This is a genomic window from Mesoterricola sp. MK458 (genome assembly GCF_055384935.1).
Window position 1 is genome coordinate 4105361 of sequence record NZ_AP045075.1, and the last position, 14843, is coordinate 4120203.

Below are 14843 nucleotides of genomic sequence, written 5' to 3' on the forward strand. Positions count from 1 at the left end.
GGGGTTAATTCCGGGGGTTCAAAGACGTCAGGGTCTTTCCCCGGCCCATTATTGGAAAATATCAGGTGACCTAAGTAGGGTGACCCATGCTAGCACGGGAGGGAAAGTTCCCCAACCGCGTTTTCTTTTTTTTTGGTGGAAACCTATTTTTGCCAAAATATTGAAAACAGGACAATAAAGAATCGCTGGCCGGCTCGTGAGCTTGGTCACATGCCGGACGATCCCGGTTTTTTAGGGCCTGGGTGTTGCTGTCAAAAGGGCTTTGATGACGTCGTCGGTGGTGACCCCGTCGGCCTCGCTCTCGTAGGTGAGCAGGAGCCGGTGCCGGAGCACGTCCGGGGCCAGGGCCGCCACGTCCTCCGGGAGCACGTGGTCCCGGCCGGAGAGGTAGGCCAGGGCCTTGGAGGCGGCCTGGAGGGCCAGGGAGGCCCGGGGGGAGGCGCCGCACCGGAGCAGTTCCCGGCCCTTCCAGGCCTTGCCGTGGCCGGGGCGGGTGGCCTGGACCAGGCGCACGATGTAGGTGCGGATGGCTTCGTCCAGCCGGACCTTGCGGGCCTGGAGGCCCCCCTGGAGGATCTCCTCGGCGGTGGTCATGGGAAGGATGGGCTCCTCGTGGCCGTCGGCCCGGCGCAGCACCTCCCCTTCCTCCTGGAGGCTGGGGTAGTCGATGCGCAGCTTGAAGAGGAACCGGTCCATCTGGGCCTCGGGCAGGGGGAAGGTGCCTTCCTGCTCCAGGGGGTTCTGGGTGGCCAGCACCAGGAAGGGGTCCGGCAGGGAGAAGCTCTCCTCGCCCAGGGTCACCTGGCGCTCCTCCATGGCCTCCAGGAGGGCCGACTGCACCTTGCTGGGCGCGCGGTTGATCTCGTCGGCCAGGAGCAGGTTCGCGAAGATGGGGCCCTTCCTGGGCGCGAAGGTGAGGTTCCGGGGGTCGAAGACCAGGGTGCCCACCACGTCCGAGGGCAGGAGGTCCGGGGTGAACTGGATGCGCCGGAAGTGCATGCGGCTCGCCGCGGCCAGGGCCTTGACCGTGCGGGTCTTGGCCAGGCCAGGCAGGCCTTCCAGGAGCACGTGGCCGGGCACCAGCAGGGCCACGAGGAGCCGGTTCAGCAGCTGGGGCTGGCCCACGATCACCTTCCGGCACTCGTGCAGGAGGGTGTCCAGGGGGCGTTGGGCGGATGCGGAGGCCATGGGATCGTCCGGGGGGTTCCAGCTATCGTGAGGCGAGCCGGGGAAAACTGCAACCGGGGTCCCTGCTTCCCTATATATAGGATGCCGCTCCTGGCCGGGCTCCGTCCGGCCTCAGGCCTCCAGCTGCTGGAGCCGTTCGGCCTCGTGGGCCGCGCGCAGGGGCTCCAGGATCGGCTCGATCAGGCCCTGCATGAAGGAATCCAGCTGGTGGATGGTGACGTTGACCCGGTGGTCGGTGACCCGGCCCTGGGGGAAGTTGTAGGTGCGGATCTTCTCGGAACGGTCGCCGGAGCCCACCTGGGTCTTGCGCAGGCTGGCCTCGGCCTGGTCCACCTCGGCCTGGGCCTTCTCCAGGAGGCGCGAGCGCAGCACGGTCATGGCCTTGGCCATGTTCTTCAGCTGGCTGCGCTCGTCCTGGCACTGCACCACCGTGTTGGTGGGCAGGTGGGTGAGGCGCACGGCGGAATAAGTCGTGTTCACGCTCTGGCCGCCCTTGCCGCCGGAGCAGAAGGTGTCGATGCGAAGGTCCTCCTTCTTCACCTCGATGTCCACCTCGTCGGCCTCGGGCATGACGGCCACGGTGCAGGCGGAGGTGTGGATGCGGCCCTGGGTCTCGGTCTTGGGGACCCGCTGCACCCGGTGCACCCCGCTCTCGAACCGGAAGAGGGAGTAGGCTCCCGCCCCCTCCACCTCGGCCACCACCTCGCGCAGGCCACCCTGGTCGGCTTCGCTCTCGCTGAGCACCGAGACCCGGTAGCCGCGGCGCTCGGCGAAGCGCACGTACATCCGGAAGATCTCCGCCGCGAACAATGCGGCCTCCTCGCCCCCGGTTCCCGCGCGCACTTCCAGGATGACGTTGCGGTCGTCCTTGGGGTCCTTGGGCACCAGGAGGCGGCGCAGGGACGCCTCGCCGGACTGGATGGCCTCCTTGAGTTCCGGGATCTCCATGGCGGCCATCTCGCGCAGCTCCGCGTCCTGGGCCTTGTCGGCGAGGATCTGCTCGGCCTCTTCCAGCTGGCGCAGCCGGTTCCGCTGGACGTGCCAGGCCTCCACCACGGGCTCGAGCTCCGAGCGCAGCTTGGTGAGCTCCCGGAGCCGCTTCATGTCGCTGACGACGGCGGGGTCCTGGAGCTGGGCTTCGATCTCCTGGTACTTGGCATCGAGGGATTCGAGCTGGTCGAGCATGGGTCACCCCCATCCACAAAAAAAGAACGGGCCGAGGATCGGCCCGTTCCTGGAAAGGTCGTCGCTACTGGTTGGCTTCGGCCGGAGCTTCAGCTTCGGGAGCGGCCTCGGCCACGGGGGCCGCCACTTCCTTCTTGGCATACTTGCGGTTGAATTTCTCCACCCGGCCGGCGGTATCCATGAGCTTCTGCTTGCCGGTGAAGAAGGGGTGGCAGGCCGCGCACACTTCCACGCGGAGCTCCTTCTTGGTGGAGCGGGTCATGAACTCATTGCCGCACGCGCAATGGACGTTCACGTCGAAGAGCTGGGGATGGATCTTGTCCTTCATGGGGCCTCCTGGAACCGACCGGATGCCATGACGGCACGCGGCTTGTTCACGCACAAGGGAGAAAGTGTAGCCCGGATCGCCTTGGAACTCAACCGGGAATCACTGGGGGGCCAGCAGCCAGCGTCCCGAAAGGAGCCGCTTGAGGTGGAGGGCCACCAGGACCGCCAGGGCCAGGGTGAAGTTGAAGCTCAGCTCCAGCAGCCAGCTGTAGGGCCTGCGGTGGGTGAAGATGAAGGTGTAGGCCAGGTAGTCCAGCACCGTGAACCCCAGGGTCTCCAGGATCGCCTGCCAGGCCGGTCGGGGCTCCGAGTGCCGTTCCAGCATGTAGCCCGTGAAGGCCCCGTAGAGCAGGCGGCTGGAATTGAAGCCCCGCAGGCTGGTGAAGCCCAGGGGGATGGCCATGAGCGTGCCGAAGACCAGGGACGTGAGGATCCTGGCCTGGGTCCCCAGGCGCTGCCAGCGCCGGCGCACCATGAAGATGCCCGCGCCCACCGCCAGCCCGTGGGCCATGCAGAAGGCCAGGCTGAGGTGCCAGGGCCAGCCGCCCTGGAGGAAGAGGTAGCCGCCCGTGGCCAGGCCCAGGAGGCCTCCGGCCAGCAGGGAGGTCTCGCTGCGGTGGGTGGCGTCGGTGCCCTCGCCGTTGGAGAGCTCGGAGGCCAGTTCCCGGGGCGGCTCCTTTTCGGAGAGAAGCTCGTCCATCTGGGACTCGGTGTGGACCCCGCGGGCCTCGGCCTCGTCCTGGAGATGCGCCGCGAGCTCGCGGATGATCAGCCGCCGGCGGCTGGAGGTGAGCCCCCCCAATCCCCTCTCCACTTCGGAGAGGTAGGAGGCCAGCGCCTGGTTCACGGCCGGGGCCCCACGAAGCCGTCCACCATGGCCACGAACTGGCCCCATTCCTGTTTCTTGGCGGCCAGGAAGGAGGCGCCCGCGGGCTGGATGGCGTAGTAGCGGCGGTCCCTCCCGTTGGGCTGGGTCTGCCAGTAGGACGTGATGAACTCCGCCGCCTCGAGCTTGTGCAGGGCCGGGTAGAGCGCACCCTCCTTGAGGGTGTAGCTGCCGTCGGTCCTTTGTTTGACCGTCTCGATGATCTGGTAGCCGTACATGGGGCCGTCCGTGAGCAGAGACAGCAGAAGAAGCGGCGTGCTCCCCTTTAGCAGTTCACGGTCCATAGGGCCTCCCGTTTAGTGATCAGTTTACCTCGCAAGCTGATGTCGTCAACGCGCGGCAAGGAATAGTCTAAAAGATTTTTATAAATGATTCAAGACCGCATGGCTTCGGTCACGGGGATCCTGCTCGCCCGCCAGGCAGGCAGGAAGCCCCCGGCGATGCCCATCAGGACGCTGAAGCCCACCCCCTGGGCCATGAGGTCCGGGGTCACCGAGAAGGCATAGCTCACGTCGGACCAGGTGTTCATGTTCACGGTGCCCGTGCGGATGCCGTTGAAGAGCAGCGACAGGCCGGCACCCGCCAGGCCCCCCAGGGCCGTGAGGAGGATGGCCTCCCACTGGAAGCTGGCCAGGATCTCCCGGCGGCGGAAGCCCAGGGCCCTGAGGGTGCCGATCTCCGGGGTGCGGCCCGCGACGGTGGCGTACATCGTGTTCATGGCGGCGAACACGGCCCCCACGGTGAGGATCAGGGTGATGATCTGGCCCAGCACCTGCATGGGCCGTCCGGCGTCGCCCAGGTCCGCGAAGTAGGCGGGCTCGGGCTTGGCCTCCAGCTTGAGGCGCACGTCCTGCTCCATGTCCCGGATGAAGGCCGGCACGTCCGCGGCGCTGCGCAGGCGCACCGCCATGGAGGAGTCGTTGCCGTAGCGGCGGAAGGCCTGGCGCAGGTCGCCCACCTCCGTCCAGATCTCGGAGTCGTAGACGCTGCCATCCCCGTCGAAGATGCCCACCACCTTCCAGTTGCGCCCCGCCATGGCGAAGCTTTGGCCCAGCTCCACCCCGGTGAAGCGCTTGAGCATCTTCTGGGGGACCACGGCCTCGGAAAGGCCGGGGGTGAACCAGCGGCCCCGGAGCATCCGCACCTGGCTGCGCATGCGGATCCCCGCGGGGGTCGTGCCCCGCACCGTCACGCTCATGGCGCCTGAACCGTCGGCCAGCGCCACCTGCTTGCTCACGATGATGTCCTCGGTGGCCAGGGGTCCCACGTCGTCCTGGGCGATGAGCGGATGGGTGAGGATGAGCCGGGCCTGGGCGAGGCTCAGGGAGCTCATCATCTCCACCCGGGCGTTCTGGCGCATGATGATCACCTGGTCGTCCCGGCCGCTGCGCACATAGGCCTTGGAGACCCCCTGGGCCATGGAGAGCACCACCACGAAGACCATCACCACGATGGCGATGGCGCCCACCGTGGACAGGGTGCCCGCCCACCGCTGCCAGATGGAGCGCCAGTTGTAGGTGAGCGGCAGCGGGTGGAAGGCCGCGGCCCAAAGCAGCCACAGCAGGTACGGGGCGAGGGGGATGAAGAGGTACCAGATCACAGCGCCCTCAGCCCTTCGGTGATGGGCCTGCGGCTGGCGCGGTAGGCGGGGATGAAGGTGGAGAGCAGTCCCAGGGCCAGGGTGATCAGCACGCACAGGAGCAGGGTCTCGGGGGTGATGATGAAGTCGGCCATCCAGGGGATGATCTGCCCGGCCACCTTCGCCGCGGCCGAGGCCACGCCCGTGGCCAGCGCGATGCCCAGCCCGCTGCCCAGAAGGGAGAGCAGGAGCCCCTCGGCCATGAGGAGCGAAAGGATCTGCCCGGACCGGAAACCCAGGGCCCGCATGGTCGAGATCTGGGTGGTGCGCTCCCGGATGGCCATGGCCATGGTGTTGGCCGTGACGATGAGGATGGCCACCAGGACGGCCGCGGAGATGGAGTGCACCATGGTGGAGTAGTCCCCGAGCAGCTTCATCATGTTCAGGTTGAAGGCGTTCTCGGTGATGGAGAGGGTCTCCTGGGCGCTGTTGGCGAAGTGGTGGTCGATGCGCTCGCAGAGCCTGGGAATGTCGGCGGGGTTCTTGGCGCGCACGGTGATGGCGCCCACCCTGCCCTTCATCCAGGGCACCGCCTCCTGGAGCTGCTTGATGTTGAAGGCCAGGACCATCTCGTCGGACTTGCGCAGCCCCGTGAAGATGATCCGGATGTTCAGGCGCACGGTGAGGTTGAAGATGCTGCTCTTCAGGGGGACCACGTCCCCCACCCTCCACCCGAACTTGTCGGCCAGGGCCCGGCCCACCATGCACCCGTTGCCGTCCCTCAGGAAGTCCCGCACCTGCTCCAGGGGAAGGGTCGGAAGGTTGGTCTCCTCGCGGTACACCTGGAGGTAGGACTCGGGGTCCACCCCGAAGTTGGCGAAGAAGTTCTTGGGATCCTTGTACTCGCCGCCGAACCACTGCAGGACGGTGAACCGCTCCACCTCCGGCTGCTGTCGCAGGAAGTTGGTGTAGGCCTGGGGGATAACGTTGGTGAAGGAGGCCTTGTCCTGCACGACGAACCGCGTGCCGCTGCCGGTGGAGGTGGTGAGGGCGTCCATGGTGCCCAGGAGGCTCTGCAGCAGCGCGATGAGGAACACCGACACCGCGAGGCTCAGCACCGTCAGGAAGGTCCGCCGCTTGGAGCGGAACAGGGAGCGCAGCACCAGGGTGAGGAACTTCATGACAGGAGGCGGGGCAGGACGGGCCGGTCATGCACCTCCACCGTGCGGTCCAGGACGCCCTTCTCCAGGTGGATCTGGAACCGCGCGTGGCTGGCGGCCTTGGGGTCGTGGGTGACCAGGACGATGGTCTTGCCCAGCTCCTGGTTCAGGTGCTCCAGGAGGATGAGGGCCTCCTCGGCGTTCTTCGCGTCCAGGGCCCCGGTGGGCTCGTCGGCCACGATCAGCTCGGGGTCGTGCACGATGGCGCGGGCGATGGCCACCCGCTGCTCCTGGCCCCCGGAAAGCTGGCGGGGGTAGTTGCGCATGCGGTCGGTGAGGTTGACCAGGGACAGGGCATGGAGCACCCGGTCCCGGCGCTCGGCCCTGCCCAGGTCCTGGAGCAGCAGGGGCAGCTCCACGTTCTCGTAGGCGTTGAGCACGGGCACGAGGTTGTAGTTCTGGAAGATGAAGCCCACGTTCCGGCTGCGCCACCCCGCCAATTCGTCGTCGTTGAGCCCGTTGAGGCTGTGCCCGCACACCTCCAGCTCCCCGCCCGAGGGGCGGTCGATGCCGGCGATGAGGTTGAGGAGCGTGGTCTTGCCCGAGCCGCTGGGGCCCATGAGGGCGTAGTAGCCCCCCTTGGGGATCTCCAGGTCGATGCCCGTGAGCACGGGGATCTCCAGGGAGCCCCGCCAGTAGCTCTTGGCCAGGCTGCGGAGCCGGACGCTGACGTCGTCCATCTCAGCGCTCCTTCGGGACCACGCGCTTGCCGGGCTCGAGCTTGACCTCCTGGGGCACGACCAGGAGCGGGAGGTTGGCGGGGATGCCCTTGGCCAGGAATCCCACGGGGTTTTCCGCCCCCAGCTCCACGGGCCGCAGCGCGGCGCGCCCGCCCTCCAGGGTCCACACGAAGGTCCCGCCCTGGCGGCGCACGATCTGCTCGCGGCCCAGGAAGAGGGTCTGGGCGGCGAAGGGCTCGCCCATGAAGGTGACCTTGGCGCCCATGTCGGGCACCAGGATGGGGTGCCGGTCCACCAGGGCCACGCGGACCAGGACGGTGGCCTTCTGGCGGTTGGAGGAGGGGTAGATCTCCCGCAGGGTGCCCCGCAGGGGCTTGGCTCCGGGCTCGGCGTCCAGGGCGTCCACCCGGATCTCGGCGGGCATGCCCTTGCGCAGCCGGGGCAGGCCAGTCTCGTTCACCTCCACCTCCAGCTCCAGGCTGGCGAGGTCCGCCAGGACCGCCACGGCATTGATGGCGTTGGCCCCGCCCGCGCTGCCGGGGCTCACGGTCTCGCCCACCTCCGAGAGCTTCTGGGTGACCGTGCCCGTGAAGGGGGCCCTCAGGACCATGTTCTCCAGCAGGGCGTCCTGGTAGGCCAGCTGGGCCTTGAGGGTGGTGCAGGCGGTGCGAAGCTTGTCCAGGGAGGCCCGGTCCAGCACGCCCTCCCGGGCCAGGGCCTCGCCCCGGTCCCGGTCCAGCTCGGCCTGCTTGAGCTGGGCGTCCACCTGGTCCCGGCTGGCCCGCAGGTCCGGCGCCTCCAGGCGGGCGATCACCTGCCCCTTGGTGACGCGGCTGCCCTCCTCCACCCCCAGCCAGTCGATGCGGCCCGGAACCTTGGCCGAGAGGGTGGCCCGGTGGCGGGCCACCAGGTAGCCGCTGGCCGTGAGCACGGGGTTGCGCTCCCCGGCCTGGTACACCGTGGGCACCGTCACCGCCAGCTTCATCGGGGCGTTGCGGGCCGAGACGATGCCGAACACGACCACCACCGCCAGGGCGCCCAGGAGGAGCCAGCCCCAGGGGAAGCGTTTCTTGAACACCGGCTTTGTCATGGCAGCTCCGAATTTCCAATTCTTCCAGGATTGAATGGATTTCCATGCGGGACAAGGGATTTTCCGATCCGGATGCCCGGTCCGGCGGTGAATGTCCCGCGGGAACGGCGGCCACCGGGGCGCGGCCTTGGAAGTAGAGTAGGGCCTGGGTGGGGTCGGCGGGCCGGCCCCCGCAAGGGAGCATCCGTGGACCTGATCGCACCGCCGGACATCGCAGCGCCGTCCCTGCTCGGGCAGCTCCTGGTGAACGGGGACGTGGTTCTCCGCATCACCGAAGTGGAGGCGTACGGCGGAGCCGAGGACAGCGCCAGCCATGCCCGCCATGGCCTCACCCGGCGCAACGCCGCCATGTGGGGGCCCGCCGGAAGGGCCTATCTTTATTTCTGCTATGGCGTGCACTGGATGCTCAACGTGGTGACGGGGCCCCAGGGGGTACCCTCCGCGGTCCTCATCCGGGCCGCCGAGGTGGTCGGCGGGCTGGAAACGGTGCTGGAGCGGCGGAAAGCCCGGGCCGCGGACCCCCGGCTCTGCGCGGGGCCGGGCAAGGTGGCCCAGGCCCTGGGGCTGGACAGGACCTTCGACGGCCACGACCTCCTAGCGCCGGGTGGCCTGGAATTGCGCCCTGGCGGGTTCGCTGGACCCACCCTGGCGGGACCGCGCCTGGGCATCGGTTTCGCCACCCCCGCTGACCAGGCCAGGCCCTGGCGGTTCGCGGACGGCGCCAGCAGGGCGGTCCTCAGGAAGGCCCTGCTCGCACCCACCGGGATGGAGGGCACCCCGGGCGTTTCCGGATCCGGGCGGGCTCTCTGAACGCGCGCGGAACGGTTTCCGGTCCGGCCATGCGATGCTTACGGGAAGGCAGCCCGCCTTGACCGAGGATCCGCTTGGGCAACCCACTCCGGGACACCAGCTACTGGCTTCAGGCCGGCCAGGCATGCCTGGACGGGGGGGATCCGCCAGGCGCGGAGCGGGCCCTGCGCGCCGCGCTCGCGCTGGATCCCCGGTGCGTCCCCGCCCTGTACAACCTCGGCAACCTTCTCCTGGGGAAGGGTGAAGCCCGGGACGCCGCGGGGCTGTTCGAGAAGGTCCTGGCGGTCCGGCCGGGGTTCGCGGGCGCCTGGCAGAACCTGGGCCGGGCCCTGCTGGATCTCGGCCAGCCCCGGGAAGCGGAACGGGCCTACCTGAACGCCCTGGACATCGATCCCTCCCATGCCCAGACGCGCTTCAACCTGGGGGTGGCGCGCCTGGCGTCGGGCGATGCCCCGGGCGCCCGGGCTCGTTTCCGGCAGGCCCTGGACCTGGATCCCGGGCTGGTGGACGCCGCCATCAACCTGGCCTGCCTTCACCTGGATGCCCGCGAGCCGGCCGAGGCCCTGGAAATGGGCCGGCGGGCCGTGGCCTTGGCCCCCGGGGACGCCGCGGCCCACAATACGCTGGGCGCCGTGCTGGAAAGCGCGGGGGCCCATGGGGAGGCGGCGGCCGCCTACCGGCGGGCCGTGGATCTGGACCCCGGGTCCGCCGACATGCGCTTCAACCTCGCCACCGCCCTCCTCCGACTGGGGCAGTGGGAGGAAGGATGGCGGGCCTACCGGGCCCGCCTGGCCACCGACTGCTGCCCGCCCCGGGATCCGGTGGCCCCCGAGTGGGACGGCGCGGCCCTGGACGGGCGCCGCCTCCTGGTCCTGGCCGAGCAGGGCCTGGGCGACACCCTCCAGTTCTGCCGGTACCTTTCCGCCCTTCCCGGGGCCGGCGAGGTGGTGTTCCTGGTCCAGCCCGGACTGGGGGAGGTTCTCCAGCCCGTGGCGGGAGCGACCCGGGTCCTGGAGGGCGACCTGCGCGCCCCGATTCCCGCGGGCCTGGGGTGCGACGTCCAGGTCCACCTGCTATCGCTGCCCGGGCTTCTCGGCACGCGCCCCGGCAACGTGCCGGCACGGGTGCCCTACCTCCAGGCAGACGCCAGCCGCATGGCCCGGTTCGCCCAGGGGCGGGGGCCCGGCGACGGCCTTCGCGTGGGACTCATCCACGCGGGCAATCCCGGTCATCGCCGCGACCGGGAACGCAGTTGCCCCTACGGGGCCCTGGCGCCCCTGCTCGGAATCCCGGGGGTGCGGTTCCACAGTTTCCAGCAGGGGGCGGGAAGGGACGCCGGGGCCGACGGCGTGACGGACCTGGCCCCGCGGTGCCGGCGCGTGGAGGATCTGGCCGCGGCCCTCGCCACCATGGACCTGGTCCTCTCCGTGGATTCCATGCCGGCCCATCTGGCGGGGGCCCTGGGCGTGCCGGTGTGGCTGCTCCTGGACGCGGTTCCCGACTGGCGCTGGATGGTCCAGGGGGACACGACGCCCTGGTACCCGTCCATGCGCCTCTACCGGCAGCCCGCCCCGGGGGCGTGGGGCGAGGTGATCGAGGCCGTGGGGCGCGACCTGGCGGAACGGGCCCAGGGATCCCGGCCCGCGTCCGCGGCGCCGTCAACGCGCCCGGTGCGTCCCGGGAGCCTGTCCTTCTGATCCGGTCAATCCAGTGCGTGGCAGAGACGGCCCCGCACGTAGGTGGCGCGGATCATGGCGGGGTCGGAGCGGTACAGGAGCCGGGAGAGCACCTCGTCGGCGGGCGCCGCGGGGCGGGCCGCGGCCGGGTCCACGCGGCGGGGGTCCACCACCACGAAATCGGCCTCCTTGCCGGGGTCGAGGCTGCCGGTGCGGGCCTCCTGGCCCAGGGCCCGGGCGCCGTGGAGGGTGGCCAGGTGGAAGGCCTCGACGGGGGTCACCGGGGCGTCGGGTTCCAGGTCCAGGGCCCGGGCGAGGCGCGCGCGCAGAGCGTCGTCGATGCCATCCAGGCCGTCCAGGCGGAGGGCCTGGAGCCGCTGCTGGGCCCAGCGGGTCTTGGAGGCATTGCAGGCCGCGGCCATCTCGCCCCACATGTCGAGCTTCGGGCCGCCGCCCACGTCCGTGGCCAGGCCCACCGACAGGCCCTCGGAGAGCCACCGGCGCAGCGGCATGATGCCGCTCTTGATGAACTCGTTGGAGCGCGGGCAGTGCACGACGGTGGCGCCGGCCCCGCGGATCGCGTCCCGCTCGGCGCGGGAAAGGTGGATCCCGTGCCCCAGCAGGGTGCGGGGCCCCAGCATGCCCGCGGCGGCGTAGACGGCGGTGTAGTCGGCGGCCTCGGGGAACAGCTCCCGCACCCGCTCGATCTCGCCGACGCTCTCGCTGATGTGGGTCTGGATGTAGGCGCCGTGGCGTTCCGCGGCCCGGGCCAGGCCCGCCATGAGCTCGCGCGAACACACCGGTGCGAAGCGGGGCGTGAACGCGTAGGCCAGGCGCCCGCCGTCGCGACCGTGCCAGGTCTGGCACAGCTCCTCGCTCTGGGCCAGGGAGGTTCCGGTGTCCTCCAGCAGCGAATCGGGGCTGTGGCGGTCCATCATCACCTTGCCCAGCACGCCGCGGATGCCGCAGCGCTCGGCTTCCCGGAAGGCGCGGTCGGCGGCTTCCTGGTGCACCGTGAGGTAGACCACCGAGGTGGTGGTGCCCAGGGCCAGCTGGCTGCGGAAATAGTCCCGTGCCGCCCGGGAGGCCGCGTCGGGATCCCGGAACCGGGACTCCGCGGGGAAGATGTGGGTCTCCAGCCACGGCAGGAGCTCCAGGCCGTCCAGGGCCACGCACTCGAACTGGGGCAGGTGGGAATGCAGGTCGATGAGCCCGGGCAGGATCCAGTGGGGGCGCAGGTCCTTCACCTCGGCGCCCGGGTGGGCCGCGCGCAGGGCCTCGAAGGGCCCGGCGCCGGCGATGACGCCCGCCTCGTCCACGAGCAGCCCGCCGTCGGCGAACTCCTTCAGACGCGCAGGGGCCTCTGGGCTCAGCAGGTGAGCACGGTAGAGCACGTGGGTATCTCCGCAAGAATGGCCGACGGTCGGGTCGACGCAAAACAGCAGGAAGATATCACGATTTCTCTATTCGTGGCCAGACCGGATGTAGCCCAGGGCCCGGTCCGTGTTCCCGTCCATCACCACCTCCAGGTGGCAGCCCGGCCACACCTGCTCCACGTCGATGACGCGCACGGCCTTCTCGAGCCGCCCGTGCTCGGGCAGGAGCTGCGTGAGCACGCTGGGGCTGTTCACCAGGAAATCCTCGTTGAAAAGGTTGCCCTCATCGTCGGGGTAGAGGGCCAGGTAGTGGATCTTCGCCTCGACCAGGTCCTGGAAGAAGTGGGTGCCGAAGGAGAGGTCAGGGACGTAGTTGCCCTTCTTCCGGGCGATCTCCACAAGGAGGGACGTGTTGTTGATGCCCGAGTACGTGATGCCCACCCCCAGGGTCACGTCCCCGCGGCTTCCCCAGCGGCCCGGGCCCATCAGGATGAACTTCCGGCGCGGCAGGATGCCGTTGAGGCGGTTCACGGCGTCGGCGATGGAAAGCAGGTCGGCCAGGTCGGGGATCTTGCGGTACTCCTCGGGGTCCACGTAGACGATGTAGCGGATGCCGGGCACGTAGCCGTTGGTGATGAACTTGGAGGCCGAGAAGATCTTGTGGTCGAAGGGCACCTTGGTGGGCATCTGCATGTGGCCCTCATCCTCCATGCGGCTCTGCGGGCGGCACTGCAGGAGGTAGAGGTTGTCGCCGTCGTGGGCGAACTCCATGTCCACGGCCGTGCCCAGGGCCTCCTGGAGGATGGCCAGGATGGCCCGGATCTGGGGCACGAAGTCCGTGCGCTCCACCACCCCCGCGAAGGTCACCACCAGGTCGTCCTTGGCGGCGCTGACCATGCCCTTCATGGGCTTTTTCAGGAAGCCGTCCTCGAGCACCGAGACGATCTGTTCGAGCAGCGGGTAGTCCTCCCCGGCCTCCTGGAGCAGGTCCTTCACGGCGAGGGTCTCGAAGCGGCCGGTCTCCAGGTTGATCACGTCCATGTGGCTCTGGGCGTAGTGCGTCACCTGCTCGGGGGTCACGTTCACCCGGATCTTGGGCTGGCCGGGGCTCAGCATGAAGGGGAAGTCCGTGCCCATGCGGTCCACGGCCCGGGTGCCCAGGCCCGCCACCATGCGCACGATGCCGTCCTCGCGCCGGAGGCGCGGGGACCAGCGGTACTCGTTGTGGCTGAAGGCCACGCCGGCGAAGGCCGGGAAGAAGTAGGTGCCCACCCGGCGCCCCACCACCTTCTGGATGATGATGCCCATCTCCTCCACGAAGTCCAGGAGGCCGCGCTCGGCGCGGTACTGGATGGGGTCGGGCCCGAAGACGGAGGCGTACACCTCGCACACCGCGTCCATGAGGGCCTCCAGGCGGTCCTCGCGGCTGCCCACGTTGGCCAGGAAGAGGCTGCGGTACTTGCCGGAGAAGGCCATCCCTTCGCTGTCCTCCAGCAGGCTGGAGGAGCGCACGATGAGGGGGCCCTCGCCCAGGTCGTCCATGGCGAACTGGACCTGCTGGAACATCTCGGGCGAGAAGAAGGAGTTCTTGAAGGCCTGCTCCAGGTAGGGGAACGTCTGGCGCACCTCCTCCACCGGGCTGAACTTGAGGCTCCACAGGTCCTCGAGGCTGTTGTGGCGCAGGAAGTTGTAGATGCCGTCGGAGGTGATGTACCAGGTCCTGGGGGTCTTCACCGACTCCACCAGGGGGTTGCCGCTGCCCATGCGCTTGAGGATGCGCGCGCCCAGGATGAGGCCCGCGGCCTTGCCGCCGAGCTTGCCGTTGCCCTGGGCGGGGCCCACCACGTGGTTGAGGATCTTGCCGAAGTCGTAGACGGAGAGGTGGCGCTTGGCGATGCCGATGAACTTCAGGCTCTCGGTGAGGAACCTCCGGATGAGCGCCACCCGCACGTTCTGGTCGTCCTGGCTGGCCAGGGCGGGGACCGCCTCGTTGGTCTCGCGGCAGAACCGGTCCACGATCTCGGTGATCTCCACCAGGGGGATGTCGCGCTTCTCCGTGGCGATGGCCAGGAATCCCAGCTTGTCCTGGCGCATCCACTGCTTGAGCAGGGCCGTGAGGTCCTCGTCCTGGAACACGATGGAGGCGATGTCCTCGATCTCCCGGAAGGTCTTGACCATGGTGGCCATGTCCCGCTTGGGCAGCGGGGCGTTGGAGCCGTGGGAGGAGGCCTCTCCCTGGGCGTAGATGGCCGGGTCGAACACCGCGATCATCTTCTGCACGCCAGGCACGCCCACCTTGGTCGCGTGGTTCATGAGCCGCCGGATCAGCCGGTGGTGCAGGGCCGGGTCGATCTCGGTGAGCAGGTCCAGGAGGTAGCGCCATTCGGGCTTGGGGGCGGGCCCGGGGGACGCCGGCGCCGGCACCTGCTCGCCGCCGTGCTGGGCAATGCGAACCTCCGCCAGCTGCCCCAGCTTCTGGGCCGTGAGGTCCACCAGCTTCTTCTGGTCCAGGTGGAAGGGGTTGCCCGGCGCCCGGGAGGAGCGGTTCTCCAGGTACACGACCTCCACCTCGCCCAGCGTCTCCCCCCGCACCACGATGGGCGCCCGGAGGGTCCAGGGGCTGGGCGTGAACCCCTTGGTCTCGAAGCACTCGCCCCAGAAATGGATGCGCGCCTGGCAGACCTCCTCGTACTTGAACCCCTTGGGCAGGGCCTCGGCCACCACCTGGAGGATCTGGGTGAGGGAGAGGTCCTCCCGGGCCAGGAGCGCGGCGATGGCGAAGATGGCCTGGAGCTCCCGGGACTGGCCGAAGGTCTTTTCGATCAT

At 69.2% G+C, this 14843-nt stretch carries 12 protein-coding genes and 1 pseudogene; 2 read left to right on the top strand and 11 right to left on the bottom strand.

Annotated features, from left to right (window positions below; all coding sequences use genetic code 11):
* Nucleotides 1-231: 231 nt before the first annotated feature.
* The 9 genes and pseudogenes from ACZ5LB_RS17995 to ACZ5LB_RS18035 form a co-directional block, all read right to left on the bottom strand.
* A complete protein-coding gene (locus tag ACZ5LB_RS17995) occupies nt 232-1188 on the bottom strand; it encodes an AAA family ATPase (protein ID WP_464603582.1) in 957 nt (318 codons plus the stop codon).
* A 111-nt stretch (nt 1189-1299) separates the two neighbouring features.
* Complete coding sequence (gene prfA, locus ACZ5LB_RS18000) at nt 1300-2373, bottom strand: peptide chain release factor 1 (RefSeq protein ID WP_464603583.1); 1074 nt, start codon at nt 2371-2373, stop codon at nt 1300-1302.
* Between the two features lie 139 nt (nt 2374-2512).
* A pseudogene (gene rpmE / locus ACZ5LB_RS18005) lies at nt 2513-2701 on the bottom strand (50S ribosomal protein L31); the annotation flags it as partial.
* Between the two features lie 99 nt (nt 2702-2800).
* The gene (locus ACZ5LB_RS18010) at nt 2801-3547 is read right to left on the bottom strand and encodes a hypothetical protein (protein WP_464603584.1); all 747 of its coding nucleotides are present in this window, start codon (nt 3545-3547) and stop codon (nt 2801-2803) included.
* Nucleotides 3544-3870, bottom strand: a complete 327-nt coding sequence (locus ACZ5LB_RS18015) for a PadR family transcriptional regulator (protein ID WP_306599005.1) — start codon at nt 3868-3870, stop codon at nt 3544-3546. Before ACZ5LB_RS18015 ends, ACZ5LB_RS18010 begins: the two co-directional genes overlap by 4 nt.
* 89 nt (nt 3871-3959) lie before the next feature.
* Entirely contained in the window at nt 3960-5186 is a 1227-nt protein-coding gene (locus tag ACZ5LB_RS18020) for an ABC transporter permease (protein WP_464603585.1), read from the bottom strand.
* Nucleotides 5183-6346, bottom strand: coding sequence for an ABC transporter permease (locus ACZ5LB_RS18025; protein WP_464603586.1), 1164 nt, complete (start codon nt 6344-6346; stop codon nt 5183-5185). The genes ACZ5LB_RS18020 and ACZ5LB_RS18025 overlap by 4 nt, the downstream gene beginning before the upstream one ends.
* Nucleotides 6343-7065, bottom strand: coding sequence for an ABC transporter ATP-binding protein (locus ACZ5LB_RS18030; protein ID WP_464603587.1), 723 nt, complete (start codon nt 7063-7065; stop codon nt 6343-6345). Before ACZ5LB_RS18030 ends, ACZ5LB_RS18025 begins: the two co-directional genes overlap by 4 nt.
* Nucleotide 7066: 1 nt before the next feature.
* Nucleotides 7067-8155 (bottom strand): efflux RND transporter periplasmic adaptor subunit, encoded by a 1089-nt coding sequence (locus ACZ5LB_RS18035; RefSeq protein ID WP_464603588.1) that lies wholly within the window; start codon nt 8153-8155, stop codon nt 7067-7069.
* 186 nt (nt 8156-8341) lie between these two features.
* Here ACZ5LB_RS18035 and ACZ5LB_RS18040 point away from each other — a divergent pair, with 186 nt between their 5' ends.
* Nucleotides 8342-8965, top strand: coding sequence for a DNA-3-methyladenine glycosylase (locus tag ACZ5LB_RS18040; RefSeq protein WP_464603589.1), 624 nt, complete (start codon nt 8342-8344; stop codon nt 8963-8965).
* A gap of 74 nt (nt 8966-9039) precedes the next feature.
* Nucleotides 9040-10662, top strand: coding sequence for a tetratricopeptide repeat protein (locus ACZ5LB_RS18045; RefSeq protein ID WP_464603590.1), 1623 nt, complete (start codon nt 9040-9042; stop codon nt 10660-10662).
* A 5-nt stretch (nt 10663-10667) separates the two neighbouring features.
* Here ACZ5LB_RS18045 and guaD read toward each other — a convergent pair whose 3' ends face one another.
* Together guaD and ACZ5LB_RS18055 are read right to left on the bottom strand one after the other, a co-directional pair.
* Nucleotides 10668-12035: a guanine deaminase gene (guaD, locus tag ACZ5LB_RS18050; RefSeq protein WP_464603591.1), complete on the bottom strand. Its 1368-nt coding sequence runs from the start codon at nt 12033-12035 to the stop codon at nt 10668-10670.
* 69 nt (nt 12036-12104) lie between these two features.
* Entirely contained in the window at nt 12105-14843 is a 2739-nt protein-coding gene (locus tag ACZ5LB_RS18055; RefSeq protein WP_464603592.1) for a PEP/pyruvate-binding domain-containing protein, read from the bottom strand.

Excerpts from the sequence above, each read along its gene's own strand:
- ACZ5LB_RS17995 (WP_464603582.1), bottom strand. The coding sequence starts at position 1,188 with ATGGCCTCCGCATCCGCCCAACGCCCCCTGGACACCCTCCTGCACGAG.
- prfA (WP_464603583.1), bottom strand. The coding sequence starts at position 2,373 with ATGCTCGACCAGCTCGAATCCCTCGATGCCAAGTACCAGGAGATCGAA.
- ACZ5LB_RS18015 (WP_306599005.1), bottom strand. The coding sequence starts at position 3,870 with ATGGACCGTGAACTGCTAAAGGGGAGCACGCCGCTTCTTCTGCTGTCT.
- ACZ5LB_RS18025 (WP_464603586.1), bottom strand. The coding sequence starts at position 6,346 with ATGAAGTTCCTCACCCTGGTGCTGCGCTCCCTGTTCCGCTCCAAGCGG.
- ACZ5LB_RS18030 (WP_464603587.1), bottom strand. The coding sequence starts at position 7,065 with ATGGACGACGTCAGCGTCCGGCTCCGCAGCCTGGCCAAGAGCTACTGG.
- ACZ5LB_RS18035 (WP_464603588.1), bottom strand. The coding sequence starts at position 8,155 with ATGACAAAGCCGGTGTTCAAGAAACGCTTCCCCTGGGGCTGGCTCCTC.
- ACZ5LB_RS18055 (WP_464603592.1), bottom strand. The coding sequence starts at position 14,843 with ATGATCGAAAAGACCTTCGGCCAGTCCCGGGAGCTCCAGGCCATCTTC.